Origin of the sequence: Amycolatopsis thailandensis, assembly GCF_042723255.1 — a bacterium.
Taxonomy (GTDB): domain Bacteria; phylum Actinomycetota; class Actinomycetes; order Mycobacteriales; family Pseudonocardiaceae; genus Amycolatopsis; species Amycolatopsis thailandensis.
On record NZ_JBHXJK010000061.1, the window covers coordinates 24617 to 51297 of the forward strand.

A 26681-nucleotide genomic window follows, 5' to 3' on the forward strand; every position below is an offset into this window, starting at 1 on the left:
AGAACTAGAGTGATGAGCGTGGCAGGACGGATTCGGGAGAGCGACATCGCGGAGGTGCGCGAGCGCAACCGGATCGACGAGGTCATCGGTGACTACGTGGCGCTTCGCAGCGCCGGCGGCGGCAGCCTGAAGGGGCTTTGCCCGTTCCACAACGAGAAGACCCCGTCGTTCAACGTGCGCCCGTCCCACGGCACCTTCCACTGCTTCGGCTGTGGCGAAGGCGGTGACGTGATCAAGTTCATCCAGAAGATGGACCTGATCTCGTTCGTCGAGGCCGTCGAGCGGCTCGCGGACCGCGCGGGCTTCCGGCTGACCTACGAAGGCGGCGGCGGAAGCGTCCAGCGCGATCGCGGCACCCGTGCCCGGCTGATCGAGGCGCACCGCGCGGCCCAGGAGTTCTACGCCGAGCAGCTGCTCACCCCGGACGCGCGCGCGGCGCGGGACTTCCTGTCCGAACGGGGTTTCGACGCGGCCGCGGCGCAGACGTTCGGCTGCGGGTACGCCCCGGCGGGCTGGGACAAGCTCACGAAGCATCTGCTCAACCGCGGGTTCGAGGTCAAGGAACTGCTCACGGCCGGGCTCGCCAAGGAAGGGCAGCGCGGGCCGATGGACCGGTTCAACCGGCGGCTGCTCTGGCCGATCCGCGACGTCGGCAACGAGGTCGTGGGGTTCGGCGCGCGGCGCCTGTTCGACGACGACCGCGTCTCGGCGAAGTACCTGAACACCGCGGAATCGCCGATCTACAAGAAGTCGCAGGTGATGTTCGGCCTCGACCTGGCCAAACGCGAGATCGCGAAGCGGCATCAGGTCGTCGTGGTCGAGGGCTACACCGACGTGATGGCGATGCACGCCGCCGGGGTCCCGACGGCCGTCGCGTCGTCGGGGACGGCGTTCGGCGAGGACCACATGAAGGTCCTCCGGCGGCTGATGATGGACGACGACGCCTTCCGCGGCGAAGTGATCTTCACCTTCGACGGTGACGAAGCCGGCCAGAAGGCGGCGTTGAAGGCCTTCGAGGGTGACCAGACCTTCGCCGGGCAGACCTACATCGCTGTCGCCCCCGACGGCATGGACCCCTGCGAACTGCGGCTGGCCAAGGGCGACACCGCGGTGCGCGACCTGGTCGCGCGGCGGATCCCGCTGTTCGAGTTCGCGATCAAGAGCATGCTCAAGGCGTTCGACCTCGACTCCGTCGACGGTCAGGTCGCGGCTTTGCAGAAGACCGTGCCGATGGTCGCCGGGATCAAGGACCGCGCCAGCCGCGACGGCTACGCGTCGAAACTCGCCTGGTGGGTCGGCTGGCAGGACGCGGCGCAGGTGGTGAACCGGGTCCGCGGCAGCGCGGGCGCCACGGCGAAACGCTCCGCCACCGTCGAAGCCCGGCGGCCCGCTCAGACGGCCACCGCCACCACCGCCGAGGAGGACCTGCCGAGGCCCTCACCCGGCGATCCGCGGTTCATCGCGCAGCGCGAGGCACTCAAAGCGGCGTTGCAGCAGCCGATGATCGCCGGGACGGAGTACGACGCGCTCCCCGAAGACGCGTTCACCCATCCGGTGTACGTCGCCATCCACAAGGCGCTGCTGTCCGCCGGGGGAGCGGGTTCCGGGCTGACCGGGCCCGCCCTGCTCGACGCGGCCGCCCCGCACTGTCCGCAGGGGACGGTGCGCCGGGTGCTCAGCGAGCTTTCGGTGGAACCGTTGCGCGCCAAGGGCGAAGTCGACTCGCGCTACATCTCCGCGCAGCTCGCGGCGGTGCAGGAAAGCCTGGTCGGCCGCCAGATCAACGAGATCAAGTCGAAGCTCCAGCGGCTTTCCCCCGTCGAGGCGCCGGACGACTATCGCGCGCTCTTCGGCGACCTCGTCGCGCTCGAGCAGTACCGGAAGGCGCTGAAGGAACAGGCCATCGGCGGATTGGACTGAGCATGGGCTGGCTGCGTCACCTGCTGGGTGAGCGTGTCCCGGCGGATTTCGACGGCACGCTGGACGACGGTGAGCACGTCGTCGGGAGCGCGGCGGTCGAGGGCGGCGGATACCTGCTGGTCACGGCGCTGGGACTGTGGATCCCGGGCCCGCGCCGGGTCGGCTGGCACCTGGTCGGCAAGGCCGCCTGGTCCGACGGTGTGCTCACGCTGACCGAATCCGAGGAGACCGGGACCGCGGGGCAGGCCGTGCTGCTGGCCGACAAGACCCCGGTCCGGTTCCGGCTCGCTCAGCCGGGCAAGGTCCCGATGCTGCTGCGGCAGCGGGTCGACGGCTCGGTCCGGGGCAGGCATCGCAAGGACCTCGGCACCGGGGGAGCGTGGTTCGTCGAGCGCAAGGTCCCCGGGCAGGACGGCACGGTGCTGCAGGTACGGCCGGATCCGGGTACGGACATCGACGTGATCAAGGCGATCGCCGAGGAGGCGGCCGGGAAACTGGCCAAGCCGCACGGCTAGCAGTACGCTCGTACTGTATCGCTGGGAGGCGCCATGTGGGATCCGGTCAAATACCTCGACTACGCCGACCTGCGGGCCCGGCCGTTCTACGACCTCCTCGGGCGGATACCGGCCGAGAAGCCCCGCCGGGTCGCAGACCTCGGCTGCGGTCCCGGAAACCTGACCGCCGACCTGGCGGAACGCTGGCCGGACGCGATCATCGAGGCCGGCGACAGTTCACCCGAAATGGTCGAGGCCGCCCGCTCCCGGGGCGTCGACGCGCGAGTGCTCGACGTCAACGACTGGTCGCCCGAGCCGGACACCGACGTCGTCATCTCGAACGCCGTGCTCCAGTGGGTCCCGGAACATCGCGTCCTGCTTCGCCGCTGGGTGGACCTCCTGCCGTCCGGGGCGACGCTCGCGTTCCAGGTCCCAGGCAACTTCGACGCGCCGTCGCACGCCCTGGTCCGCGCCCTTGCGCGCACCGAGGAATGGGCTCCGCGTCTCGCCGACGTCGTCCTGCGGGAGAACGAGGCCGTCGACAGCCCGCTCGGCTACGGGAACCTGCTCGCCGACGCGGGCTGCGCCGTCGACGCCTGGGAGACGACGTACCTGCAGCGGCTGACCGGGGAGGACGCCGTGCTCGAATGGATCACCGGCACCTCGCTGCGGCCGGTCAAGGAGGCCCTCCCCGGAGCCGACTGGGACCACTTCCGCGCGCAGATCGCCCGCAAACTGGACGAGGCCTACCCGCCGCGCCCCGACGGGACCACGTGGTTCGAGTTCCGGCGCGTCTTCGTGGTCGCCGTCGTACCGTGAAAGGGCCCTCCACCCGCAGGTGAAGGGCCCTTTCGGCTCGTCTCGAGCGGGGTCAGCGCCCCGGCCGTCCGAACCTCTCGCCGACCTTGGCGCGAGCGACCCCGGCGGCGCCCTGCACCATGGGGTGGTCAGCGACCTTGCGGTACGTCCGCACGATCTGCTCGTACCGTCCCCGGCCGGCCTTCGCGCCCAACACGTAGCCCGCGGCCGCACCCAGCAGGAACATCTTCATCCGAGTCCACGCCTCCGTTCGATCTTGCTCCGGCTGTCATTGTCCCTCAAAACGCGAGCTTGACGAGGTGACGTCGAAAGTGGGGGGTGGGTGCGCGGCCGTCGGCGGGCATGGGCTAAAGTTCTCTCATCGGTCGGAGCGATCCGGCTGGTGCGGAGCACAATCCCCTGTAGCTCAACTGGCAGAGCATTCGGCTGTTAACCGGAGGGTTCTTGGTTCGAGTCCAAGCGGGGGAGCTCAAGCCCAGGCCACGCGGCCTGGGCTTCTTCGTTTTTGGGGTCGATCCGGTGTCGATTTGGCCGCGCGGCCGGTGTTTGCCTGTCACGCCGCTTGCACAAAGCCGTCCCGGCGTTCGGGTCGGCCAGCGGGCGTGATGTTCCTACGGGGTGTGCCGGCGCGGTGACGATCGTGGGCGCGGCAGCTCAGCCTGATGCTGCTCTCGGGTGGTGGGGCCGGGTCGCGGCAAGTTTGCCCGCAGCGGACCCCGTGTCGACCGCCCGAATGGTCGCCGAGGACGGAAGCAGCGGTTCGCCCTGCCCGTTTCTCCTCCTCGTCCGAAGGGACCGGCTTCGTCTAGCGCTGAGGTCGGGCGTGTGCGCAGGCTCCGTGACGGAAACGGCTCGGCCCAGCCGGGTATCCACCTGGCCCAAGGGAATCTTGAGCGTGAAGATCATGGCGTCCAGCACCGACTGGTCCATGCCAGAGATCCGGGCCTCGAAGAACTTGACCCACCATTCCTCGATGGCACTTGCTAGACCGGGTTGTATGTGGCAGCGAAGTGCGCGGTGGAACCGATTAGTGGAGCGGTGTGGTTCTCGCTGTCGGTGAACAGTGTGAGCGGTGTGAACCCGGCGAGGCTGGCGTAGAGCTCTAGTTCGCGGGGGAACAGGACTCGACGTTGGATGAGGTCGTGTTCGGTGGTGCCGTCGTCGAGCTGCCATGTCCGGTGGACGGTGGCGATCTGTGTGCGCGGGTTCCAGCTGTGTTCGGTGGTGACGTCGGCGCCGAGTCCTGCTGCGTCAACCCGGCCGCGGGCCGGCGTGGCGGCGACGGTGGGAGCGATCTGGGTGACGATGATCAGCAGCGATCCGGGATGCGCGTGGGCCGCGAAAGTCTGGAACGCCGCGCGGATGTCGTCGTTGTGGTGCAGGTAGGCGAGGGTGTTGCCGAGGCAGGTGATGGTGTCGAAGGTGTCGTTCAGCCGGACGGTGCGCACGTCTCCGGCCCGGAGGTCCAGAGCCGGATATCGCTGTTGTGCGTGTCTGATGAGGGCGGGCTGAAGGTCGACGCCGACGCAGTGGTGGCTGTTGGCGAGTGCGGCGAGGTCGCGGGCTGTGCCGCAGCCGAGGTCGAGGACGCTTCCGGCGGGGGCGGTGCCGTAATGGTTGATGAGGTGTTGGCAGGTCGCGGCGGCGGTGCTGTCTTGTGTCAGCGCGTCGTAGAGGTCGGGGTGGCGGTAGGCGATGTTGTTGTCGGCCAGGTTCATGAGGCTGGGGTGGTGTCCGGGGCCAGTAGTGAGCGGAGGCCGATTTCGAGGACAAGGGTGTCGCACAGCACGGACGGCACGGTAGCGCTCTGGTGGGCTTGCCGCACGGTTCGCCGGAGTGCGTCGGGGTCGACGAAGTCTTGGTCGGCGAGGCCCGTCGCCGCTGACCACTTATGCTGCAGAGCTCACGGTGCGAGGCGTTCCACCTGCCAGGTGCCTTGGACCAATACGTACCGCAACCTGTCGTGCATGCGATCGCGGCGAGCTTGCCAGAACTCCACCACCTCGGGCCGAACGCGCCAGCCACCCCAGTGCGGCGGCACCGGGATCATGTCAACTTCGGCGAACTGCCGCTTGATGGCGGCCAGCGCGTAATCGAGGCTGGCGTGGCTCGCCACCACACTGGACTGTGGCGAGGCCCACGAGCTCAGCTGGGAGCTGCGCGGCCGGCTGTTCCAGTACCGTTCCGTTTCCTCGGCGCTGACCTTCTCCACCGTGCCGTTGATGTGCACCTGACGCTGGAGGTCCCACCAGGGGAAGGTCACCGAGGCGAAGCGCGTCGACATCAGGTCGTGGCTCTTGGACGACGAGTAGCTGGTGAAGAACACAACGCCGCGCTCATCCAGGCCCTTGCACAACACGGTCCGAGACGACGGCATGCCCTCTGCGTCGGCTGTCGCGAGCACCATCGCGTTCGGCGCGACCACGCCAGCCTCGACAGCGTCGGTCAGCCAGTGGGCCAGCTGCTCATGCCATGTGGGCGCAAGAGACGTTTCCGTCAACGACTCACGCTGTCGCGCGGCCGGCTGTCCGGCGATAGCCTTCGCGGTTTCCGCGTCGGCTCGTGCCCTCAGCGCACGTGCTGCGGGCGTGCCCAGCGAGGAGCGCTCGATCATTGCGGCGAACCGTGCGGAGTCAGGGCCAGCAGGACTCTCGGTCTCGGTCCGATCGGCATCGAGACCGGCAGGGTCGGATGCCCCCGGCCCGATCACCGGCAGACGATCAGCATGTCGATTCATCGCCTGCTCCTTCGTCGTCGATCAGCTTCAACTGTGCTTTCGCGCGCCAGCGTTTCAGAACGCCGCGCACCGCACCCGGGGTACTTCCGAGCACGTAAGCGATCTCCGTACTCGTGTACCCGTCTACGCACAGCCTGACAATGGCGATCTCGCGCTCACCGCTGTCGGAGAGCAACTCGTCTAACGTGATCATCGCGTCAACGTCGTGCTCCGGGTGAACGGTTGCGTGCCTGCCGCCGATCTCCGAGCTGGTGGCTGTCTGAGCGTTGCTCCAGCGGTCTTCGCAGCGTTGCCACCGTCGAAGGACGTTGGGGAAGCAGTAGAGGCAGGCTCCCATGAAGTAGGATGTCAGCGATCGACCACCGGCTGGGTCCCACTGACCTCCGCTGAGCTTTTGTCGGAAGAGCACCATCGCCGCGGCTGCGGTCTCTCCAGCCAGCTCTTTCCGCGTCTCAACCGCTTCGAAGTCCGAGCCACGTAGTTGCCAGGGCATTGACACGCCACCGTGGCCCTCTTTCGCCACTTTCGCGCCGATCACACCGCTCACCAGCCATGCTTCAAGCACTCCGCATCCGTACCGGGCCAGCTCCTCGGCCAATTGACGCCACAACACGCCGCTGAAGCCTGCCTGTCGGAGGACCTGATAGATCTCCGTATCGGTCTGTCGGCGCTCCCACTCCTCGAGCGGATCTGCACCGCCGTCCGGCTCGGCACTGGCGTCCCAACCCAGGGGGTCGCCCGGTTCGCTCATGCGATGTCCTCGTAAGTCGTTGCCCGAACACTATCTCCTATGTCAGCGGGTGCCGCGAGCGTGCGCCGAGTCAACGAATCATTCAAGCGAACCTTGAACCGCACGCAATCCGGATCAGCCGACATACACCTCCATACAACACATGCACAGGAGAGGGAGATCGCCATGGTGTTCCACGACCTGACCGTGATCCTTAGCCTGTTCGGGGGAGCCGGAGCCGCGACCGGCTTCACTGCGTGGATGACCCGACGTCATGGTGGCCGCACCAACCTGAGAACAGTCGGAGTCTGGGACGTACTGAAGGCCTGGGTCGAGGGAAAGAATCGGGCCACGATGGAACGTGAGCGGCGTGTCACAAGACTTGAAACGATCAAACTGATCGCCACCATGTCACCGCCCTCACAGGTACTTAGTCCGCAGGTTGACACGATGACAACGCTTACGCAGGAGAAAGCACATGAACCCATTTCTCCGACCGCGGAGCAGATCAATCACCGGTCAAATCGATGACCTCCTCGACGTGAGCGGCAATCGAACCACTCCTCCGGCGCGACCACCGCGAAAGCGAAGCTTCGGAGCGACTTTCGGCCAGCAGAACGACATACGCTCATCGGTTCGTCACTACCTGCGGAAACAGGTCTTGCCCCAGGAAACTAGGGACTGTTCAGGGTTTGGTCGACTTCGGGATCTCTGAGTCGTGCCTGGCGAACTGGATGCGTGCCGCGGACGTCGAGGACGGCACACGTCCTATCGAGCCCAACCGGCGGGCAGAGGGCCCGTGCCAGAGACCTGGGCCGTCGAAGAACCCCACCCGTCGCGCTTCGACGTCACGAAGGAACGTCCGGCCAAGCGTCCCCGGCACCGAGGAAGTCGACTCGCATCGGCTTCGAAATCGATCCTGGTTCCGGTTATGATCGACTCGTGGTGCGATTCCACGGTGCGGCCGTATAGTCGGCCGGTTCCGCCGAGTGGGTGGAACGACCCGGTGAGATTCCGGGACCAGGCGGTGACACCCCGCGTCCCCCTTCGTCCGGCCGTAGCCGGACTTCCTGGGGTACGACGTCAAATGGGGTGATGATTCATGTTCACTGGGCGAATCGGCGAGTTGGGTGCCGTCGAACAGATCAAGGGCGACGTGCTGCGGGTGCGGGCGCCGAAGAGCGCGAGCCGGGTCCACGACGGCGGATCGGCGTGCGTCAATGGGGTACGGCTCACCGTGCGGCCGGTCGACGATGTCCTGGAGGCGGTGCTCTCCGCCGAAACCCGGCGCCGGTCGACGTTCGACACGCTCGGGGCCGGGGACGCCGTCAATGTCGAGACGCCGCTTCAGGTCGGCGACCCGCTGGACGGCCACCTGGTCCAGGGCTATGTCGACGCTGTCGGCAAGGTGATCCGGATCGACGACGAAGGCGGTTCCCGCCGGATCTGGCTCCGGCCGCCGCAGCGTTTGCTGGACAGGCTGCTCGCGAAGTCCCCGATCGCCCTCGACGGTGTCAGTGTGACCATCGCCGAGGTCCTGCGTGACCGGATTTCGGTCGTGCTGCTCCCGATGACCCGTTCAGTCACCACACTCGGTGGCCTGGAGGCCGGGGACCGGGTGAACCTGGAACTCGACCTGGTCGGCCGTTTGGTCGAGAAGGCGCCACCTTCGGCTGTGGGCAAGGCGTTGCCCCAGCTGCCGTGGGCCGGTCGTGTCGACGGACGTGCCGGCGTGGAGAAGGTGCTGCGCCAGCTCGCCGCCGGTGGCGGTGTCATCGTCTGGGACCCGGAAACCGAAGGCGAGGGCGACGTCATCTTCGCCGGTACCAGGCTCCGCCCCGAATCGTTCACCTTCCTGCTGACGCAGGTCTGCGGCTTCCCGGCGGTGCCGTGCGCGCCGGAAGTGCTGCGACGCCTCGAAATCGCGCAGATGCCCGGGGAAGGCGACCGGCAGGGAACGGCCTGGTCGATACCCGTCGACCTGTCGGCGGGCACGGGCACCGGCGTGTCCGCGGCCGAACGCGCCGCCACCGTGCGGAAACTGGCCGATCCGAACGCGACAGCCGGGGACTTCCTGCGTCCAGGGCACGTGTTCCCGCTCGCCGCTCGGCCGGGTCTGCTCGCCGAGCGGTCCGGGCACACCGAAGCGACCGTCGCCCTGTGTGTTGCCGCAGGCCTTCCCCCGGTCGGCGTCTGCTGCGAAGTGATGAACCCTGACGGCACGATGGCGGGCAGCGCCGACCTCGAAGTGGCGGCGTTGCGCTGGGGAATGCCCATGGTGGATTTGGCTGATCTGAAAGCGTGGCTCTGATGACCGCACTGACCCTCGAAGACGCCCGGGCGGGCCTCGCCGCGCAACCGTTCAGCGTCTTGCTCGGCGCGCGCGTGACCGCGTTCGGGAACGGCGCGGCGACCCTGGAATTCGACATCCGCGAAGACCTGTTGCAACAGAACGGCTATCTTCACGGCGGCGTACTCGCGTATGCGGCGGACAACGCGATCACCTTCGCCGCCGGGACGACGCTGGGGCCGTCCATTCTCACCAGTGGGTTCAGCATCGACTATCTGCGGCCTGCAAAGGGAATCCGGCTCGCAGCGGAGGCGCAGGTCCTCTACAGCGGCCGTCGGCGGGCGACCTGCCGCTGTGAACTCCACGTGATCGGCCAGGACGGGACCACGACGCTCAGTGCCGTGGCACAAGGAAGCGTGATGACCAGGAACGGCCCGACCGCCTGATGCACCAGTGGCGGGGAGAACCATCGGCGACGCGAGCTGCGGATCCTGCACCCACGGCAGGAAATCGTGCCGGCACTCGCCCGAGGTGTTCGGAAACGATCCGCTGAGCTGGTTTCACCACAACCGGCTGAACGTCGACGGGCCCCGGCAGCACATCGGCTGGCGGGGCCCCTCGACTTTCACCGGGTTCTGGTTCTAGTCGTCGATCTTCTTCTTCGTTTTCCGGCCGCTCCTGCGGAGAGCGACCAGGAGCGGGGAGAGCAGCCCGGCCACGACCAGCGGTGTGGCGGTGGGCATCTTGACCGCGAGGAACACCAGCGCGCACACGATGCCGAGCAGCAGCAGCGTGACCGGGATCAGCAGCATTACCGCGTGCCGGGTCCGGCGTTCGTCACCCAGGACGTAGTGCAGCAGCTCGGTCCAGCTGGTGTTCCTGCGTGCATACGGTGGCTTGGGAATCGTGCCCGTTCTGCTGAGATACCGCAGCGGAGAGGCTTCCTCGTCGAGGTACGGACCGTACCCCTGTTCGTATCCATATCCGTATCCGTAGGTGTTCGAGTAACCGCCGCCGTCGAGGAAGTCGGCGCCGGCGGCGTAGGCCCCGCCCACCGGGGGCGCGGGCTCGGCGCTGACCGGCTTGTCGCTGCCGGCGCGGGTGTTTTCGGCTTCCCGGTGCAGCTTGTGCCAGAGGTCTTTCACGAGATCGATCTGGATGGGGGTCAGGCCACAGGCCTTGACGAAGGCTTCGACCTGATCGGGGTTGCTCGGGAGACCGGGTCGTTTGGTGTCGGGCAGGCTGTAGGCGGTGGAGCGAGGCATGCCGGTCTTGATGGAGATCTGGCCGCAGCTCAACGGAGACGTGTCGAGGATCCGCCCCATCAGGGCCCGGAATTCGGTCGCGTCGCCTGCTTCGAAGACGAGCTGCTGCTCGCCTGGGCTGGTCACGGTCATCGCCCGCCCTCCCGCTCCTGGTGCAGGCGGGCCAGTTCGTCCGCCGCCGAGCGCAGGAAGCGCAGGTTCTTCGCGATCTCGCCGATGCCGCGCGGGACCGCGAGGACGGCGACGAACACCACCATCACGCCCGCCGCGATGCCCGCGGCCGCGACGATCGGCGTGTGGTCGTGCACGTTGAGGAAGATGGTCAGGCCGACGGCCAACGTGATCACGAAGGCCTCCGGCCAGGTCAGTCTGACCGCGGCCGGGACGGCGCCGCCTCTGGAGGGCGGTCTCACCGTTGTCAACGCCATGTTGTTGTGCCCCTCTGCGAGGAAACGCGCCTGCCCGCCCCGATCTTGAGAAGGGGCGGGCGAGGATGGTGCGTTTCGTGGTTGCGGATTTACGAGCACTCACCGGTCGGGCTGATGCGGCTGGAACCACGGCCCTGTCGGCGACATCCCGGGGTGGGACCGGAACGTGAAAATCGTCCCGCACGCGCACGCACATGAGAAGACCCCGCGACTCAAACGATGTCTACGCCCACTCGGCGGAGTCCCCATAGACACGACGAAGGCCTCGAGCGAAAACTACGCTCGAGGCCTCGCCTGAGTGTGCGGGCTAGTTCCAGCTAGACCGCAAGTCCCTGTGCTCCACCGCAACCACGCAGAAGGGCTTCAGGACCCTCACCGCCCCCACTCACGGGCGGAGAAGACACGACACGGCACCGGACCGAGGCATGCGACAACGCGCGCCGCGTGATGACGTACATGGCCATGATGCCTCCAACCCCCGCTACCGTTAAATCCCCCGCAACTGCGAGAACCAGAATGAGCCCCCGCAAGCCACGGCGAGTCCACTGGTGGACACCAGACACCCGGCTTCCGGACTCACGCAGGTCAGTACCACTATAGAGCCGTCCACAGAGATCGCGTGGACACCCGTGGGCACGCATCGGTGAACGCCCGCCCCCATCTCGACGCGCATCTCACCGATCAGGTCGCCCGCCCTCGGGATGGCGACCAGCGGTGCCCGCGCCGCTGTTTTCCGAGGCTCTTCGGAACGCCTTTGCCGCGGGTTCCGCAACGCCCGGAGCTCCTGCGGTCTGGTTCTTCGGCAGGCAGGCCGCACAGATCGGCGAGGCGATGTCCGCGCCGCCGGCAACGAGGGCCCGGAACCCCGCTCCGGTCGTCCCGTGACCCTCGGCGCTAATGAACCGAGGGCCGGGTCTGGGTGCGGGGTGTGCGGAGCCGTTTACCCACCCGTCGTGCCCGTTCGATCCACGCGCCGCGGCCTGCCTTGAGCATCTGCTCGGTCCGGTAGTCGACCTCGGCCAGCACGCCGGTGAGAAGAACGTCGTTGCTGTGCATCATGGTGGCTCTCCTTCAGGAACTCACTGCCTCGTCGGTAGTGATCAGAGTCGTCCTGAGGGATGCCACCTGGCATCGGGTGATCACCTGCACCCGCACCTGATCCGACCCCTGGCCCTCGTCGATTCACTGCTCAGGCGAGGTAAGGGGTCCGTCATCGGGTTCGCGGACCTCATCAGCCCGGACGCTGTCGAAGTCGCGGTCCAGGGTGAGGGGGGTGTGTGGAAATAGGGAGGTTCAACGTCCCTATTTCCACACACCCTCATGCCTCCGACCGTCGCGACCGGACCGGTCACGCGGGACTGTGTGGATTTCGGGTCACCTAACGCAACAAAATCCACACGGTCACCGTTATGGCGGCGGGCGTTACACAGGGCCGCGCGGCCTGGGCGCCTTCGTGTCCAGAGGCCGGGTTCGCCGGTGATCAGCGGGCGGCGGACAGGACCAGCTCGACGTAGTTGCGCGTAGCCTGCTCGAAGGATTCCAGTTCCAGCTTTTCGTTCGCCGCGTGCATCTGCCGGGGATCTCCCGGCCCCCAGATCACGATCGGGGCTCCGGTCACCGACCCGGCCAAAGCCGAAGCGTCGGTGAAATAGGTGGCGGCGGGCGCGGTGACCTGGCCGGAGAGAAGCTCGGGCAGGTGCGCGGTCCGGACGGCGGGCAGATCGAGATCCACCTCGGAGGTGATGGCCGGATCGAGCGAGGAGGCCCAGGCGATCGCTTGGGCTCCACCGTCCACAGTGCGCACGTCCAGCGTCAGAACAGCCGACGCGGGCACGATGTTCGTCGCGGTCCCGCCCTCGAAGGTGCCGACGTTGACGGTTTCCTCGCCCAGATAATCGTCCGCGGCCAAGGGAAGGGAATCGAGGGCGCCGAGGGCCCGGTCGGCGAGCAACCGGATCGCGTTGCGGCCGAGCTGGGGCGTGGAGCCGTGGGCCGCCTTCCCCTGCGCGGTGAGCCGCAGCCAGGTCGCTCCGCGATGTCCGAGTGAGACGCGGTTCCGGGTCGCCTCCGGCACCACCACGATCCGCGGCGACAGATCCAGCGAGGCCGAAGCTTCGATCGCGCCGCGGCAGCCGATCTCTTCGTCGCTGGTGATGAGGACCTGCGCGTCGGCACCGGCTTCCGCGGCGTTGCGCAACGCGGCCAAGGCGGCGACCAGCCCGCCCTTCATGTCGACGCTGCCGCGGCCGTGCAAGAACTCCTCGTCGACGTCCGCGGAGAACGGGTCGCGGTCCCAGAGCGCGGGGGAGCCGACGGGGACGGTGTCGATGTGACACACGAACAACACCCCGTCGCCGGAGCCGGTGCCGACCAGTACCCAAGGTCGCCCGGTGGTGGAGCGTCGCAGCACGCGAACGCCCGCGGTGGCGGTGGCGTAGGAAACGGCCAGTTCCTGCGCGGCGGCCTGCGCGGCGCTGTCGCCGGAGGTGGTGTCTCGGCGGACCAGGTCGCGCAGCAGCGCGAGGGCTTCGTCGGTCATGAGGGGTACTCCAGGGTCGATTCGCGGACGACGAGTCGCATGGAGAGCACGTGGTCGGCGGGGGCGTGGCCGGCCGCGAGGCGGGTGATCTCGTCGACCGCTTTGCGGGCCATCTGCTCCGTCGGCTGGGCGACGGTGGTCAGCCTCGGCGACGTCCATTCACCGAGGGTGATTCCGTCGCAGCCGATCACCGAAAGGTCGCCCGGCACCGTCACCCCGGCGCGGCGGGCCGCTTCGAGCAGGCCTACCGCGGCGATGTCGCTGGCGGTGAACACGGCCGTCGGCGCCGCGCCGGCCCGCGCCATGTGCGCGAAGAAGTTCATGCCGAACGCCGAGCTGAAGGCGCCGCGCACGATCATCGACTCGTCGACGTCGACCCCGTGTGTCTTCAGGGCCGCCCGGTATCCGGCCTCGCGCTGGTCGGCCGTGCGCAGCCCGGCCGGTCCGCCGACATGGGCGATCCGCCGGTGGCCCTGGGAGATCAGGTGGGTGGTCGCCTGATAGGCCCCACCGAAACCGTTCGCGGTGACGTGCGCGATCCGCGGTCCGGTGGCTTCGACGTACTCGTCGAGGAAGACCACCGGGACATCGCCCGCGAGGCGGCTCGCGAAGGCTTCGTTGGTGTTGTTCATCCCCAGGTAGACCAGCCCGCCCACGTCCGGCACCCGCGTCAGGCGTTCGACGGCGGCGCGCTCCCGTGACGGCGACGACCCGGTGAGCGCGGTGAGCACGTCGATGCCGTCCGTCGCGGCGGCGTCGACCACCGCGTCCGCCAGCGTGGAGAAGTACGGGTTGTCCAGCGACGGGACCACCAGGCCGAGGCTGAGGCCGGTCACCTGTTTCCGCACGGGCGGATGCCCTTGGGCCGACAGGGCGGCGTCGATGCGCCGGGCCGTCTCGGAGGCGACGTTGAGCTCCCCCTTGACGTACCTCGACACCGTCGACACGGCCACTCCGGCCTCCCGGGCCACCTTCGCCAGCGACATCCGGCTCCTCCCCGTTGAGCGTTGACGGCGACTGCGACCGCATCTTATATTGACCGCGTTGCGCTATGTTGCGCAACAAACGCTAACGCTTTTCGCTCGAAGGAGTCGTCGATGGTCAAGGTCCTGCTAGCCGGGGAGTCGTGGGTCAGTGCGACGATCGACCACAAGGGATACGACCCGTTCGCGCACACGCAGGTGGAGATCGGGTGCGACCGGCTGCTGGCGGCGCTCGCCGCGGAAGGGGTCGAGGTGACACACCTGCGTTCGCACGACGTGGCCGAGAAATTCCCGCAGACGCTGGAGGAACTCGATGCCTACGACGTCGTCCTGCTCTCCGACGTCGGCTCCAACACGCTGCTGCTGCACCCGGACACCTTCACCCGTGGCCGTCCGACGCCCAACCGGCTCAAACTGCTGCGCGAGTGGGTGACGAACGGCGGCGGCCTGATGATGGCGGGCGGCTACCTGAGCTTCCAGGGCTTCGAGGGCAAGGCCAACTACCACCGGACGCCGATCGAGGAGATCCTCCCGGTCGACATCGACCCGTACGACGACCGCGTCGAGACGCCGGAGGGCGTCCGTGCCCACGTCGTGCGGTCCGGTCACCCGGTGGTCGCCGGCCTCGATCAGGACTGGCCGATCCTGCTGGGATACCAGCACACCACGCTGAAGCCGGACGCGGAGTTGCTCGCCACCGTCGAGGGTGACGTCATGCTGGCCGCGCGTCAGGTCGGCCGCGGCCGCACCCTCGCGTTCACCTCGGACATCTCCCCGCACTGGGCTCCGGAGGAGTTCATGAGCTGGGACGGCTACCGCAAGCTTTTCGCGCAGGCGATGACCTGGCTCGCCGGACGCGAAATCTGAGCCGCGCGCACTCGGGATCAAGGAGGATTCGATGAGTACGTCAACCACCGGCCGCGCGGCTTCGGCCGTCGTCCTGACCATCGCGACCGTCTTCGCCGGGATGCTCGGCCCGTTGCAGTCGCTCGTCAACGGACATCTCGGCACCGCGCTCGCCGACGGGCACGCCGCCGCGCTGGTGTCCTTCGGCACCGGCCTGGTGCTGATGCTGATCATCGTGCTGGCGCGCGCCCGGACGCGGGACGCGTTCCTCCGGCTGCCCGGTCAGCTGGTGCGCGGCGAGATCCCGCGGTGGAACTTCTTCGCCGGGTTGTGCGGCGCGGTGATCGTGCTCTCCGAAGGCGTCACGGTGGGTTTCCTCGGGGTGGCGATCTTCCAGACTTCGCTGATCTCCGGCATGGTCATCTCCGGTGTGGTGTGCGACCGCCTCGGCATCGGCGTCCCGTTCAAACAGGCGATGAGCGCGCCGCGCGTGGCCGGGGCGATCCTGGCCATCTGCGCCACGGTGCTGGTGGTGTCCCCGAACTGGTCGGCGCCGCACATGATCGCGCTGGCGATCATGCCGTTCGTCGGTGGCCTGCTCGCCGGCTGGCAGCCCGCCGGCAACTCCGAGATCGGCCTGCTGTCCGGCTCGATGTTCATTTCCATCACCTGGAACTTCCTCATCGGCTTCGTGGCGCTCGGCCTGGTGTACGTGGTGCGGATGGCGGTCGCGGGCGCGCATTTCGCGTTGCCGGGCACCTGGTGGATGTACTTCGGCGGACCGCTCGGCCTCCTGTCGATCGCGCTGATGGCCTTGCTGGTGCGCGGTCTGGGACTCCTGCTGCTGGGGCTCGCTTCCACGGCCGGTCAGCTCATCGGCTCGCTGCTGCTCGAAATCGTCGCTCCCGCGGCGGGGTCCAGCCTGCACCTGGTCACCGTCATCGGCGCGGTCGTGGCACTGGCGGCCGCGGCGATCGCGATGATCCCCTCCCGGCACACGGCCGAACCGGCTGTCCTCGCCCAGCCCGCCGAGGTGCGCCGTGGCTGAGGTGCGCGGCGTTCTCGGTGCGGTCGACGCGGCCGACCTCGGGCTCGTGCTGCCGCACGAGCATCTCTTCAACGATCTCTCCTCCGCGGTCGCCGAACCCTCCTATGCCGCCACGCGGCGGCTCGTCGAGGCGGAAGTGGGGCCGGGCTTGCAGTTCCTGCTTCGGCAGGATCCCTACTGCTGCAACGACAACGTGGCTGTCAAGGATCACGCGAGCGTCGTGCGCGAGGTGACCGCGTTCGCCGCGGCGGGCGGCGGCACGGTGGTCGACGCGACCGGAAGCGCGGCGATCGGCCGGGATCCGCTCGCCTTGGCGGCGGTGGCCGAGGCCACCGGGGTCACCGTCGTCATGGGCACCGGCGCGTATCTGGAGAAGTTCGAGGGGGAGCGCATCACCGCGGTCACCGTCGACGCCCAGACCGAGCGCATCCTCGCCGAACTGGACGAGGGCGTGGGCGACACGGGGATCCGGGCCGGTGTCATCGGCGAGGTCGGTGTTTCGCCGTTCTTCACCGACGGTGAGCGGGCCTCCTTGCGGGCCGCGGCGCTCGCGCAGGCGGAGCGGCCCGCCGTGGGGCTGAACATCCACATGCCGGGCTGGCAGCGCCGCGGGCACGAGGTGCTCGACCTCGTGCTGGAGGAATGCGGTGCGCTTCCGGCCAAAGTGGCCTTGGCGCACAGCGATCCGTCCGGCGACGACCCGGGATACCAGCGTGGGCTTCTCGAACGCGGCGTGCTGCTGGAGTTCGACATGATCGGCCTCGACATCTCGTTCCCCGGCGAAGGCGTCGCGCCGACGGTTTCGCAGACCGCTCGCGCCGTGGCGAGGTGGGTGCACGAGGGCTTCGGGGACCAGATCATGTTGTCGCACGACCTGTTCCTGAAGCAGATGTGGACGCACAACGGCGGGAACGGGCTCGTGTTCGTGCCGACGATCTTCGCCGATCTGCTCGAAGCCGAAGGCGTGGCGGCCGAAGCCGTGACCCGGCTGATGAAAGACGTCCCGGCCCGGTGGCTGACCGCATGAGCCGCGCGGTGGCGGTGGTCGCGTCGCTCAACGTCGATCACATCGTCCAGGCGCCGCGCATCCCGGAGCCGGGGGAGACCCTGATGGGTTTTTCGGCGAGCCGGGAGCTGGGCGGGAAGGGTGGCAACCAGGCGGTCGCCGCCGCCCGGCTCGGCGCGGAAGTGGCCGTGATCGGCTGCGTCGGCGAGGACGAGGACGGCGACGAGTACCTGGAAGCGCTGCGCGCCGAGGGTGCCGACGTGACCCATGTGGGAAGGTCCGCGTCGCCCACCGGGAGGGCGGCGATCACCGTCGACGAGGAGGGCGTCAACTCGATCGTCGTCGTGTCCGGGGCGAACGCCGACATCCCAGCGGTGGTGGCCGAAGCGGCGATCCGCGAACTGCCGGGGCTCCGGGTCGTCGCGGGCCAGCTGGAGGCGGCGGCGGACGCGACGGAACGCGCTTTCGCGGCTGCTCGCTCGCGTGGCGTGCTGACCGTGCTCAACACCGCGCCCGCCGGCGACGTGGCCTGGAAATTGCTGCCGGTCAGCGATGTGGTGGTGGCGAACGAAATCGAGTTCCGTCAGCTCACCGGCCAGGATCCGTTCGACGACAACGGTTTGCGGCGCGGTGGTGCCGGGCTGTTCGCCGCGGGATGCCGGTGGGTGATCGTGACGCTGGGGGCCGGGGGCTGCGCCGTCCTCGACGCGTCGTCGTCCGCGCACGTCCCGGCCGTCGCGGTACGGGCGGTGGACACCACCGCCGCGGGAGATTCGTTCGTCGGAGCGCTCGCTGCCCGGCTCGCGGGAATTCCCGGTGAGCCGACGACCGCGGAGGTGGTGGCGGCTTGCGGTTTCGCGGCGAAAGTGGCCGCTGTCGTCGTGACGCGGCACGGAGCGCATCCCTCCCTGCCGACCTTGGCCGAGGTACCCGGCGCTTGACGCCCGGGATGACGGCGTTCGCGCCGGGACGGGTGTGGCGGGTGGCGTGCGGTGGCCTGCCGGGGCCGTAATCTGGCTGGTGCATCGATCGCGCTGTTCGGAGATAGGAGTGGTCCGGGGTGGTCAGTGACCGGGGCGTGCGGCGGCGCCGGGCCAACGGCGAGGAGTCCCGGCGACGGATCCTGGACGCCGCGGTCGAGATCGCCGGGGAACGCGGCTACGAGGGCACCAGCATCAAGTTGGTCAGTGCCCGGTGTGGCCTGCCGGCGAGCTCGATCTATTGGCACTTCAAGGACAAGGACGAGCTGATCGCCGCGGTGATCGAGCGGAGTTTCGGTTCCTGGCTGGGCGCCATGGTCCTGCCCGACGCCGACGACGTGGCCGACCCGGCCGCGCGGGAGCGGCAGCGCGTGAGGGGCCTGGCGGCGCAGGTGGCCCGGTCGTTGCTGGAGTCTCCCGACTTTCTCCGGCTGGGATTGATGCTGGCGCTGGAGCGCCGCCCGGAGCAGCCGACGGCCCGCACGGTGTTCTTGCGGGTTCGTCAGGAAGCGCGGGAGCGGGTGTCGGCCGCGATCACCGAACTCGCTCCCGAGCTCGGGCCGGAGCAGGTCGAACTGTTGTCGCTCTACGCGCTGGCGGCGGCCGACGGGTTGTTCATCGCCTATCAGATCGGTGGTGAGGAGGTCGATCTCCTCGGCCTGTTCGAGCTGCACGCCCACGCCTTGATCGACGCCGTCGCACGGCTTCGCGGCCGGCCCGAGGTGTGATCAGCCGCGCGCGGAAGTGGCGGCGAGCTTGAACAGGGCGCCGACGGCACGGCTCTTGATCTCGCCGCGCAGGGCTTTCGCCCGGCCAGCGGGGGTGACCGGCACGGTCTGACGGGCGAGCCGGGGGAACAGGGCGGCGGCGTTGCCGTGGTCGATGGCGGCTTCGATCGTGGCGCCGAAGGGCGTGTGCTCCAGGTGTTGTTCCAGGCCCTTGGCGAAGTAGTGCACGACCATGTCCGTGGCGAAGGGCCAGTCGCTGCCGAAGAGGATGCGTTCGGGCCGGGCGAAGGCCAGTAGCGCGGGCAGGGCGCTGGGGCTGGCCGAAAGCGCGGTGTCGAAGTAGAAACTGCGCAGGTCGGTGAGGGCATCGGGGAAGCTGTGGCCGTCGTTGGCCATGCCCATGGCCAGCCGGTGTGCCGCGTAGGGCACGAACCCGCCGGCGTGGGAGAGCACGAAGCGGATGTTCGGGTAGCGGCGCACGATCCCGTTGCGGACCAGCAGGTAGGCGGCGCGGGTGGTGTCGAGCAGGAAATCCGCGGCGAACGGCGCGACACCGGGAACGGCCGGGCCGGGTAGCTCGGCCGGGTGCACGAACACCACCGCCTGGCGCTCGTCGAGCGCGGCGAACAGCTGATCTTGCCCCTCTTCGCCGAGATAGGTGCCGCGGGAGTTGGCGAGCAGCACGACACCGTCGGCGTGCAAGGTGTCGAGAGCGTGGGTGGCCTCGGCCGTCGCGGCTTCGACGTCGGGCAGCGGCACGGTGGCGAAATGGCCGAACCTGTCCGGGTTTCGTTCGACCAGCTCGGCGCCGTACTCGTTGACTTCCCTGGCAAGCCTCACCGCGGCGGCGGGATCGTCGAGAAAAGTGGTGCCGGGCGCGGACACCGACAGCACGCCGGTGGCGATGCCGGCCTCGTCCATCAACGCCTGAGCGGTTTCGGGACTCCAATCCGGCAGTGCCCGGCCGCCGACCTCGGTGATGCCCGCGGCTCGTAGCGCGTCGCGGTAGGGCGGGGGCACGAGGTGCTGGTGGACGTCGATCCGGCCGGTCATCTTTTCCTCCTGAGCTGGGTGTTTTCGGGTGTCCTTGACTCTTTTCGCACTCCATCTTACCGTAGTGCTCATTCCAATTGTAGTGATCACTACATTAACGAGGAGGCCCCATGCCCCGGCGCGTGGAGAGCACCATCCGGGTGGGCGCCCGCGACATCTTCTTGACCGAAGCCGTCTCCGAGGGCGGTGCGACGCGACCGGCCGCGATGGTTCTGCTGCACGGGGGAGGCCCGGGAGCGACCGGGGCTTCCAATTACGTGCGCAACATCGATGTGCTCGCGGCGGCGGGCTACCGGGTGCTGGTCCCGGACATGCCCGGCTACGGACGGTCGTCGAAGGAACTGGACCAGTCCGACCCTTTCGGTGACCTCGCGATCTTCGTGCGCGGGCTGCTCGACGCCCTGGACGTGGAAAGGGCGCACCTGGTGGGTAACTCCTACGGGGGCGCGGCGGCGCTGCGGCTGGCGCTCGACCGGCCGGACCGGGTGGAGAAGCTCGTGCTGATGGGTCCCGGTGGCATCGGCTCCACGCGTCGACCGCCCACCAAAGGATTGTCCGCTTTGCTGGGCTACTACGGCGGCGACGGCCCGTCCCGGGCGAAGCTGGACTCGTTCATCCGCGGCCAGCTCGTGTTCGACGCCTCCAGCGTGCCCGACGAGCTGATCGACCTGCGTTACCGGGCCAGTGTGGACCCGGAGGTGGTGGCGAATCCGCCGCTGCGCCGCCCGTCCGGACGCGGGGCGCTGCGCACGCTGTGGCGGATGGATTTCACCCGTGACCGGGCCCGGGTCGCGCGCTGTGAGGTGCCCACCCTGGTCGTCTGGGGCACGCACGACAAGGTCAATCGTCCGGCGGGCGGACCGTGGCTGGCGCGCACCATGCCCGATTGCGATCTGCACCTGTTCGCCCGCACCGGGCACTGGGCGCAGTACGAACAGGCTCACCGGTTCAACCGGCTGCTGCTGGACTGGCTCGACGGAGGCGCGGCATGACCACCATCGCCGAGCAACGAGAGAGCCGCCCGGACATTTTCGGCGCCGCCCGGCTGGGCTACGTGGTCGTGCAGTCGCGACGGCTGACCGACTGGAACCGTTTCGGGGCCGACGCGATCGGTCTGCACGTCGACGAACTCACCCGCGACACCCTGCGCCTGCGCCTCGACGACCGTGAATGCCGGTTCCTCATCGAGCGAGGCCCCGCCGAGGACGTCACCGCCGCGGGCTGGGAGATCGACGACCACGAGACCTTCGAAGTCGTACTGGGACGTGTCACCGCCGCGGGCCTGCCCGTCACCGAGGGCACCGCCGAGGAGGCCGCGCTGCGCGGGGTGGAGCGGCTGTGGCGGTTCCCCGGCCCGAAAGGCATCGCCACCGAGATCTTCACCCGCGCCCGCACCACCACCGCGCCGTTGCGGATGCGCAACACCGCGTTCGTCACCGGGCGCTCCGGCATGGGTCATCTGGCGATCACCACCACCCGCCCCGAGCAGCTGCACACCTACTGGAACAACCTGCTCGACCTGCGCCTGTCGGACCGGATCGTCGAACGCGTCGGCCCGGCCAGGCTGAACATCCGGTTCCTGCGCAGCGGGCAGCGCCACCATTCCATCGCCTTGGCCAACGTCGCCGGACTGGCCCTCGACCCCATCCGCACCTCGGTGCAGCACGTCAACATCGAGCTGGCGACCCTGGAAGACCTGCTGGCCGGCTTTCACCGGGTCACCGACCTCGGCTTCGCCATGGCCTGGTCGGTCGGTCAGCACACCAACGACCGTGAGCTGTCCTACTACTGCGTCACCCCGTCGGGATTCGAGCTGGAGGTCGGCTGGAACCCGGTAGTCGTCACCCCCGAACGGGAGCGGACCTGGGAACCCGCCACCTACGAGGGCATCTCGATCTGGGGACACACCACCGTCGGCAACGACGTCATCGCCCTCATGTCGCGGTTCCAGGCCACGGTCCGGTCCTTGCGCGAGCGAGAGGACACCGTTCCCGCCCTGTCCTCCACCGCGCTGGGCTCCCGCCGCTGACCGCCGTCCGCACCAACCCGCCCCCACAGCCGAGGAGTCACGACGACGTGTCCCAGATCCCCCATTACGACGTTGCCATCATCGGGTACGGGCCCACCGGGGTCACCGCCGCGAACCTGCTCGGCGCGCAGGGCCTGAACGTGGTCGTGGTCGAACGCGACGCCGAGATCTACACCCGCGCCCGCGCCATCTCCACCGACGAGGAGGTCCTGCGCGTCTGGCAGCAGACCGGTCTGGCCGAGGAGCTGCAGCGGGACATGCTGGCCGGGCTGCCGATCGACTTCGTCGACCATCTCGGCCGGTCGTTCCTGTCCGCCGTCTTCGACCCCGCGGGACATGGCTATCCGCCTCAGCTGTTCATCTACCAGCCCGCACTGGAAGCCACGTTGCGCGAGGGTGTCGCGCGGTTCCCGAACGTCGAACTGCTGACGGCGCACGAGTGCTTGCGTGTGCGCCAGGACGGCGACGGCGCCGAACTCCTGCTGGCAGGGGAAGGCGGCGAGCGCCTCGAACGCGTCCACGCCTCCTGGGTCATCGCCGCGGACGGGGGTTCCAGCCCCACCCGAGGCCAGCTCGGCATCGGCTTCGATGGCCGCACGTACGAAACCCGCTGGGTCGTCGTCGACACCGAGGTCAAGCGCGAGTGGCCCGACCACGACCGGCTGCGCTTCCACTGCGACCCGCGCCGCCCCGCCGTGGACTGCCCGACACCACTGGGCCATCACCGCTGGGAATTCCCCGTACTGCCCGGCGAGGACGAACACGAACTCGTCGGCGACGCCGCCGTGTGGCGCCTGCTGAACCGCCAGGGCATCACGTCCGAGCAGGTGTCGATCCTCCGGGCGGTGGTCTACAGCCACCACGTCCGCGCCGCCGCCCGATGGCGCAGCGGCCGGGTCTTCCTCGCCGGCGACGCGGCCCACGCGATGCCGCCGTGGATCGGCCAGGGCATGGCCGCCGGCGTACGCGACGCGGCCAACCTGTGCTGGAAACTCACCGCCGTCCTTCGCGGTGAACTGCCCGACACGGTCTTGGACTCCTACGAGATCGAGCGCAAACCCCATGTGCGCGAAGTGACCCGTCGCGCCGTGCTCTTGGGCCGGATCATCACCGAACGCCGTCCCCTGGCCTGCCGCGTGCGCGACACCCTGCTGCGCTCCCTGGCACGACTGCCCCTGATCCGCCGGGCGCTGGTGAAGCTGGCTTGGCTGCCCGAAGCGCGTTATCCGCGCGGCTTCTTCGGCGACGGCACCTCGGCCATCGGCCGCAAACTGCCCCAGCCGTGGGTGCTCGACGGAAACGGCGCCCGGCGCAGGCTCGACGACGTCCTCGCCGGGCGCTGGACGGTGCTGCACACCAGCGCTGTCGTCCCGGCGACCGGCTGGACCGCGGCCGGAGCCGCCGGCCTGACCGTCCTGCCGCCGGGAACGCGGCCGCGGAGCGGTGCTGTGGTCGATGTCGACGGCACGCTCCTCGCTTGGCTGCGCACCCACCGATCGCGCAGCCTCGCCGTGCGGCCGGACAGCTTCGTCTATGCCGCCGCGGGCACCGCCACCGAGCTCGGCCCGCCACCGGCGGGGCTGCGCTCGGTGACGGCCGCCGAGCACCCGCCGGCCGCGATCACCGAGGCGTGACCGGCCGACGCGTCACCGTGCGGGGATGTTCAGGCCGGCCAAATCCGGCCGCTTCTCAGGAGAACCCCAATCCAGAATCTCACGAAGCTTTCGAGAGAGGTTTTCCTCGTCCACCCGTGCTTCGGTCAGGTTCACTTCGACGGGCGTCGAGATCTCGAGGATCTCCGCATCCTCGGCGGAGAATTCGAGCGTGAGAACCATTCCGGAGAGCCGGACACCGCGCAGGCAGCCGTAGACGGTCAAGCCTCGCTCGGTGGAAACGTTGTAGGAATCCATTCCGGACCGGATTTCCTGCTCATCCGGTTCGTACGTGGATCGCTGAAAGGAGAACGATCTCGGCGTACCGGACTCGTCCACCCCGGCAACGCCCACTTCAAGGGCCTCTTCGTCTTCGTGATCCTCGAAGAACCCGATCTCCGCGGCGGCCAATCTCATCGTCAGCGCTTCCTTTTCGGTTGCCCGATCCGACCGGGGGATGGGATGATCACGTGGTCAGCCTTTCGACGAGAGGAGGTGCGGTCGAGATGTTCCCACACGAGAAGCCCGCGCCTCACCGTCGGCACCGCTGACCTGCCGTGACTTTGGGGCGCATTCATCCACTTTGGAGAGTGCGATGGTCGCGAGTATTCACAACATCACCTTCGATACCACCGGTGATCCGTACGAGCTGGCACAGTTCTGGTCGATGGCGGTCGGCCGTCCGATGCGCGTCGAGGACGAGCCTGGCGACCCCGAGGTGTCGCTGATCGCCGAGGGGCAGCCGACGATGCTGTTCATCCGGGTGCCCGAGGGCAAAGCGGTGAAGAACCGCGTACACCTCGATCTGCAACCTCGGGATCGCACCCGCGACGAAGAGGTCGACAGGCTGATCGGTGCCGGCGCGAAGCTCTTCGAGGACCACCGCCGCCCGGACGGCACCGGCTGGGTCACGCTCACGGACCCGGAAGGCAACGAGTTCTGCGTGGAACGCAGCGCCGCCGAGCGAGCCGCCTCGTAGCACCGTCCAAGCAGGGGAGTAAGAAGGCCCAGGTCACCCGGCCTGGGCCTTCTTCGTGTCTCGGGTCCAAGAGGTGACCTCCGTCGTCAGAGGTCCTCCATGTACGGCCGGTCGAACCAGTCGTCGTCCTCGTCGCGCCGTTCGTCCGGCCGGGATTCCCGCGGTGGCCCGGACGCGGCACGCAGTTCCGCTTCGGCGGCTTCGATGTCCAGGCTTGCCAGTTCTTCGACCTCGCGACGCACCGCGTCCTGGGCAAACGCGCGCAATTCCCGGAGTTCGGCCGGTGGGATCTTGTCGAGCAGCCGCCGGAAGGCCGCGCCCTGCTCGGCGAGTTCGTCGGTGACGGGCCGGTGCGCCAGCAGTTCGTGTGGTCGCCGGGTCCCGGCCAGGACGTCCTTGGCGAAATCGGCCCCGGCCCCCTTCCCGGAAGCGGCCAGCAGCCGCAGCATGTTGTGCCGGGCTGTGGGCCAGCCGGGGTTGTCCGCGGGATCGAGGTGTGTCATAGCCGGGCCCCCTGTCCGCAGTTCGCGTGCGGATGGTCGTAGGTGAAGGGCCAGCTGGGAAGTTCGGTGGTGCGCGCGGTGGCGCGGGTCGCGTCGACGATGCCCCAGCCGAGTTCGAATTGGTGTGCCAGCGCCAAGATGGCGCTGATGGTGGTGCGAATGACGCCTGTTTGGTCTACGGCGGCCGCGATGAGTGCGAGAAGTTGCTTGACGTCGCCGCCGAAGAGCCCGAACAGCTTTTTGCCCTCGGCGAGGGCGTCGATGACGTCGAGAATGAACCCGACGACTTTCTGGCCGGATTTCGCGGCCGCTATCGCGCCTTTGGTGTAGATCAGCAGCAGGATCTCGATCAGGACACCCAGGCCGTGCTTGAGATCCTGCATCAGGTGGTACGCCGCTCTGGCCAGGCCCTCGATGGCGTCGCCGGCTGCTCCGCAGTAGCCGGACAGGTCCAGGCAGGCCTCGTGATACTTGTCGAGCCAGTCCTTGGCGGCGTCGGCCGCCCGGCCGATCCATTGGTCCTGAATGCCGTAGCGGCCCTGGTTGATGTTGGCGGCGATACCGGCGAACCCGGATTCGGTGTCGCGAAAGAGGACCGCCTGCTCCTGCAACGCTTTCCAGTCGCCGATCACGGCGCGGGCGGCCAGGCCGAAGATGTCCACGCCGGTGATGTCTTCGACGAACCCCGCCACGTCGCCCAAGGTGCCGCCGAGGTCGAGAATCTCCTCGGCCGCTTCCTGAGCCTTGACCGGCCACCAATCCGGGTTGTCGATCTTCTCCGGGCTCGGGCCCGGGTAGTCCACGGGTGCCACTTCCCGGAACGTTCCCGCGGAAGACGGATCGCGGACCTCGTCCCGGCCGACGCGTTCGACCTTGATCTCCTGGAGTTTCCGGTCCAGTTCTTCCGCCGTGGCGCGTTCGGTGTCGCGGTACCAGACGGCCGTGCAGTGGAGGGTGTCGCCGGCGGAGACGCCCGAGCCGAACGCGATACCGAGGTGATTCCTCGTGTCGTGCTGCCAGCCGTCCAGCTTCGGCCAGATCCGCGCGAGCAGCCCCTCGCCGTCGTCATTGGTGCGGCCGCCGTGGACGATGGTGTTGCGGAACGCCTGGCGGAAGTCGCCCGCCCCGTCCCCTTGTCTGCGCACGAGGCCGGCGAGGCCGTCCACCGCTTCCGGTCGCACGAAGAACCCCGGCCCGGTTGGCACCATCGATCCGCCCCCTTGCTTCCCGGACGCTTGTCGCCCGAGTGGATGTGGCACTTTGGGTTAGGATGTCACATAAGCCGGATCGGTTCCATCGGATCGCGGAGAACGACTCTTCGGGCGGCAAGTCCCGGACAGCCACGTGGTCTCGGCGGCGGTGTTCCCAATGTCGCATTTGTGTCGCTGAGCGTCTCGAATGCGACATTGGGAACGGGGAAGTCGACCGGCGGATCGCGAACGCCCCCGTGCGACCCAGTACGGTCCGGCGCCCAGCGTCGCGAAAGCGACTTTCGCAACGGTGAAGGTTGCGAAAGTGGCTGTCGCCGACGCACCCCGCCGGGGCCACACCCGGAGGAAGGCGATGACCTGCACCAGTCCGTGAAGGCCTCCTTCCCTACCCTGAAAGTAGGGAAGGAGGCCTTCACGGACTTCGCCCTCCGACCTGGCACC

General features: G+C 68.5%; 28 protein-coding genes and 1 tRNA gene. 16 read left to right on the top strand and 13 right to left on the bottom strand.

Going from position 1 to position 26681, the window contains the following annotated elements; all coding sequences use genetic code 11:
- The first annotated feature begins 12 nt into the window (after window positions 1–12).
- The 3 genes from dnaG to ACFWMR_RS23955 are packed head-to-tail and all read left to right on the top strand — an operon-like array spanning window position 13 to window position 3233.
- Window positions 13–1920: a DNA primase gene (dnaG, locus tag ACFWMR_RS23945; RefSeq protein WP_378379961.1), complete on the top strand. Its 1908-nt coding sequence runs from the start codon at window positions 13–15 to the stop codon at window positions 1918–1920.
- 2 nt (window positions 1921–1922) lie between these two features.
- A complete protein-coding gene (locus tag ACFWMR_RS23950) occupies window positions 1923–2435 on the top strand; it encodes a hypothetical protein (protein WP_378379962.1) in 513 nt (170 codons plus the stop codon).
- Window positions 2436–2468: 33 nt separating this feature from the next.
- A complete protein-coding gene (locus ACFWMR_RS23955; protein WP_378275267.1) occupies window positions 2469–3233 on the top strand; it encodes a trans-aconitate 2-methyltransferase in 765 nt (254 codons plus the stop codon).
- A 52-nt stretch (window positions 3234–3285) separates the two neighbouring features.
- Here ACFWMR_RS23955 and ACFWMR_RS23960 read toward each other — a convergent pair whose 3' ends face one another.
- Window positions 3286–3465, bottom strand: a complete 180-nt coding sequence (locus ACFWMR_RS23960; protein ID WP_378275265.1) for a hypothetical protein — start codon at window positions 3463–3465, stop codon at window positions 3286–3288.
- A gap of 163 nt (window positions 3466–3628) precedes the next feature.
- On the opposite strand from ACFWMR_RS23960, the gene ACFWMR_RS23965 reads away from it, so the two are divergent.
- A tRNA-Asn gene (locus ACFWMR_RS23965) sits at window positions 3629–3701 on the top strand.
- 515 nt (window positions 3702–4216) lie between these two features.
- Here ACFWMR_RS23965 and ACFWMR_RS23970 read toward each other — a convergent pair.
- The 3 genes from ACFWMR_RS23970 to ACFWMR_RS23980 all read right to left on the bottom strand — a co-directional run bounded on the left by ACFWMR_RS23970 (window position 4217) and on the right by ACFWMR_RS23980 (window position 6721).
- Window positions 4217–4951, bottom strand: coding sequence for a class I SAM-dependent methyltransferase (locus ACFWMR_RS23970; protein WP_378379963.1), 735 nt, complete (start codon window positions 4949–4951; stop codon window positions 4217–4219).
- A gap of 185 nt (window positions 4952–5136) precedes the next feature.
- Window positions 5137–5847, bottom strand: a complete 711-nt coding sequence (gene pdxH / locus ACFWMR_RS23975; RefSeq protein WP_378379983.1) for a pyridoxamine 5'-phosphate oxidase — start codon at window positions 5845–5847, stop codon at window positions 5137–5139.
- A gap of 106 nt (window positions 5848–5953) precedes the next feature.
- On the bottom strand, window positions 5954–6721 hold the full coding sequence (locus ACFWMR_RS23980) for a hypothetical protein (RefSeq protein WP_378379964.1): 768 nt from the start codon (window positions 6719–6721) through the stop codon (window positions 5954–5956).
- Window positions 6722–6886: 165 nt separating this feature from the next.
- Here ACFWMR_RS23980 and ACFWMR_RS23985 point away from each other — a divergent pair, with 165 nt between their 5' ends.
- From ACFWMR_RS23985 to ACFWMR_RS23995, 3 genes are all read left to right on the top strand, one after another.
- The gene (locus ACFWMR_RS23985) at window positions 6887–7231 is read left to right on the top strand and encodes a hypothetical protein (RefSeq protein WP_378379965.1); all 345 of its coding nucleotides are present in this window, start codon (window positions 6887–6889) and stop codon (window positions 7229–7231) included.
- A gap of 571 nt (window positions 7232–7802) precedes the next feature.
- The gene (locus ACFWMR_RS23990; RefSeq protein WP_378379966.1) at window positions 7803–9011 is read left to right on the top strand and encodes a 3,4-dihydroxy-2-butanone-4-phosphate synthase; all 1209 of its coding nucleotides are present in this window, start codon (window positions 7803–7805) and stop codon (window positions 9009–9011) included.
- Window positions 9011–9436: a PaaI family thioesterase gene (locus tag ACFWMR_RS23995; protein WP_378379967.1), complete on the top strand. Its 426-nt coding sequence runs from the start codon at window positions 9011–9013 to the stop codon at window positions 9434–9436. The genes ACFWMR_RS23990 and ACFWMR_RS23995 overlap by 1 nt, the downstream gene beginning before the upstream one ends.
- Window positions 9437–9631: 195 nt before the next feature.
- On the opposite strand, the gene ACFWMR_RS24000 is transcribed toward ACFWMR_RS23995, so the two are convergent.
- From ACFWMR_RS24000 to ACFWMR_RS24020, 5 genes are all read right to left on the bottom strand, one after another.
- Window positions 9632–10387, bottom strand: a complete 756-nt coding sequence (locus tag ACFWMR_RS24000) for a hypothetical protein (protein ID WP_378379968.1) — start codon at window positions 10385–10387, stop codon at window positions 9632–9634.
- Complete coding sequence (locus tag ACFWMR_RS24005; RefSeq protein ID WP_143267122.1) at window positions 10384–10602, bottom strand: hypothetical protein; 219 nt, start codon at window positions 10600–10602, stop codon at window positions 10384–10386. Before ACFWMR_RS24005 ends, ACFWMR_RS24000 begins: the two co-directional genes overlap by 4 nt.
- 975 nt (window positions 10603–11577) lie before the next feature.
- Window positions 11578–11742: a hypothetical protein gene (locus tag ACFWMR_RS24010; protein WP_378379969.1), complete on the bottom strand. Its 165-nt coding sequence runs from the start codon at window positions 11740–11742 to the stop codon at window positions 11578–11580.
- Window positions 11743–12163: 421 nt separating this feature from the next.
- A complete protein-coding gene (locus tag ACFWMR_RS24015) occupies window positions 12164–13222 on the bottom strand; it encodes a M20 family metallopeptidase (RefSeq protein WP_378379970.1) in 1059 nt (352 codons plus the stop codon).
- Window positions 13219–14208 carry a LacI family DNA-binding transcriptional regulator gene (locus ACFWMR_RS24020; RefSeq protein WP_093935256.1) on the bottom strand — a complete coding sequence of 330 codons (990 nt, stop codon included), beginning with the start codon at window positions 14206–14208 and terminating at the stop codon, window positions 13219–13221. The genes ACFWMR_RS24015 and ACFWMR_RS24020 overlap by 4 nt, the downstream gene beginning before the upstream one ends.
- Before the next feature lie 111 nt (window positions 14209–14319).
- Here ACFWMR_RS24020 and ACFWMR_RS24025 point away from each other — a divergent pair, with 111 nt between their 5' ends.
- The 5 genes from ACFWMR_RS24025 to ACFWMR_RS24045 all read left to right on the top strand — a co-directional run bounded on the left by ACFWMR_RS24025 (window position 14320) and on the right by ACFWMR_RS24045 (window position 18813).
- The gene (locus ACFWMR_RS24025) at window positions 14320–15072 is read left to right on the top strand and encodes a glutamine amidotransferase (RefSeq protein WP_093935255.1); all 753 of its coding nucleotides are present in this window, start codon (window positions 14320–14322) and stop codon (window positions 15070–15072) included.
- 31 nt (window positions 15073–15103) lie between these two features.
- A complete protein-coding gene (locus tag ACFWMR_RS24030) occupies window positions 15104–16099 on the top strand; it encodes a DMT family transporter (RefSeq protein WP_378379971.1) in 996 nt (331 codons plus the stop codon).
- Entirely contained in the window at window positions 16092–17126 is a 1035-nt protein-coding gene (locus tag ACFWMR_RS24035; RefSeq protein ID WP_378379972.1) for a phosphotriesterase family protein, read from the top strand. Before ACFWMR_RS24030 ends, ACFWMR_RS24035 begins: the two co-directional genes overlap by 8 nt.
- Window positions 17123–18046 (top strand): ribokinase, encoded by a 924-nt coding sequence (locus ACFWMR_RS24040; protein ID WP_378379973.1) that lies wholly within the window; start codon window positions 17123–17125, stop codon window positions 18044–18046. The genes ACFWMR_RS24035 and ACFWMR_RS24040 overlap by 4 nt, the downstream gene beginning before the upstream one ends.
- Before the next feature lie 119 nt (window positions 18047–18165).
- Window positions 18166–18813, top strand: coding sequence for a TetR/AcrR family transcriptional regulator (locus ACFWMR_RS24045; protein ID WP_378379974.1), 648 nt, complete (start codon window positions 18166–18168; stop codon window positions 18811–18813).
- Here the strand turns inward: ACFWMR_RS24045 and ACFWMR_RS24050 are convergent, their stop codons facing one another.
- Window positions 18814–19866 carry an amidohydrolase family protein gene (locus ACFWMR_RS24050; RefSeq protein ID WP_378379975.1) on the bottom strand — a complete coding sequence of 351 codons (1053 nt, stop codon included), beginning with the start codon at window positions 19864–19866 and terminating at the stop codon, window positions 18814–18816.
- 110 nt (window positions 19867–19976) lie between these two features.
- On the opposite strand from ACFWMR_RS24050, the gene ACFWMR_RS24055 reads away from it, so the two are divergent.
- From ACFWMR_RS24055 to ACFWMR_RS24065, 3 genes are read left to right on the top strand one after another with little or no spacing between them, the layout of a single operon-like run.
- On the top strand, window positions 19977–20858 hold the full coding sequence (locus ACFWMR_RS24055) for an alpha/beta fold hydrolase (RefSeq protein WP_378379976.1): 882 nt from the start codon (window positions 19977–19979) through the stop codon (window positions 20856–20858).
- Window positions 20855–21895, top strand: coding sequence for a VOC family protein (locus ACFWMR_RS24060; protein ID WP_378379977.1), 1041 nt, complete (start codon window positions 20855–20857; stop codon window positions 21893–21895). The genes ACFWMR_RS24055 and ACFWMR_RS24060 overlap by 4 nt, the downstream gene beginning before the upstream one ends.
- Before the next feature lie 47 nt (window positions 21896–21942).
- Complete coding sequence (locus tag ACFWMR_RS24065) at window positions 21943–23529, top strand: bifunctional 3-(3-hydroxy-phenyl)propionate/3-hydroxycinnamic acid hydroxylase (protein WP_378379978.1); 1587 nt, start codon at window positions 21943–21945, stop codon at window positions 23527–23529.
- 12 nt (window positions 23530–23541) lie between these two features.
- On the opposite strand, the gene ACFWMR_RS24070 is transcribed toward ACFWMR_RS24065, so the two are convergent.
- Complete coding sequence (locus ACFWMR_RS24070) at window positions 23542–23964, bottom strand: Imm10 family immunity protein (RefSeq protein ID WP_378379979.1); 423 nt, start codon at window positions 23962–23964, stop codon at window positions 23542–23544.
- Window positions 23965–24142: 178 nt separating this feature from the next.
- On the opposite strand from ACFWMR_RS24070, the gene ACFWMR_RS24075 reads away from it, so the two are divergent.
- Window positions 24143–24526 (top strand): VOC family protein, encoded by a 384-nt coding sequence (locus ACFWMR_RS24075; RefSeq protein ID WP_378379980.1) that lies wholly within the window; start codon window positions 24143–24145, stop codon window positions 24524–24526.
- Between the two features lie 86 nt (window positions 24527–24612).
- On the opposite strand, the gene ACFWMR_RS24080 is transcribed toward ACFWMR_RS24075, so the two are convergent.
- Both ACFWMR_RS24080 and ACFWMR_RS24085 read right to left on the bottom strand, forming a co-directional pair.
- On the bottom strand, window positions 24613–25029 hold the full coding sequence (locus ACFWMR_RS24080) for a hypothetical protein (RefSeq protein WP_378379981.1): 417 nt from the start codon (window positions 25027–25029) through the stop codon (window positions 24613–24615).
- Entirely contained in the window at window positions 25026–26237 is a 1212-nt protein-coding gene (locus ACFWMR_RS24085) for a hypothetical protein (RefSeq protein ID WP_378379982.1), read from the bottom strand. Before ACFWMR_RS24085 ends, ACFWMR_RS24080 begins: the two co-directional genes overlap by 4 nt.
- Window positions 26238–26681 lie beyond the last annotated feature (444 nt).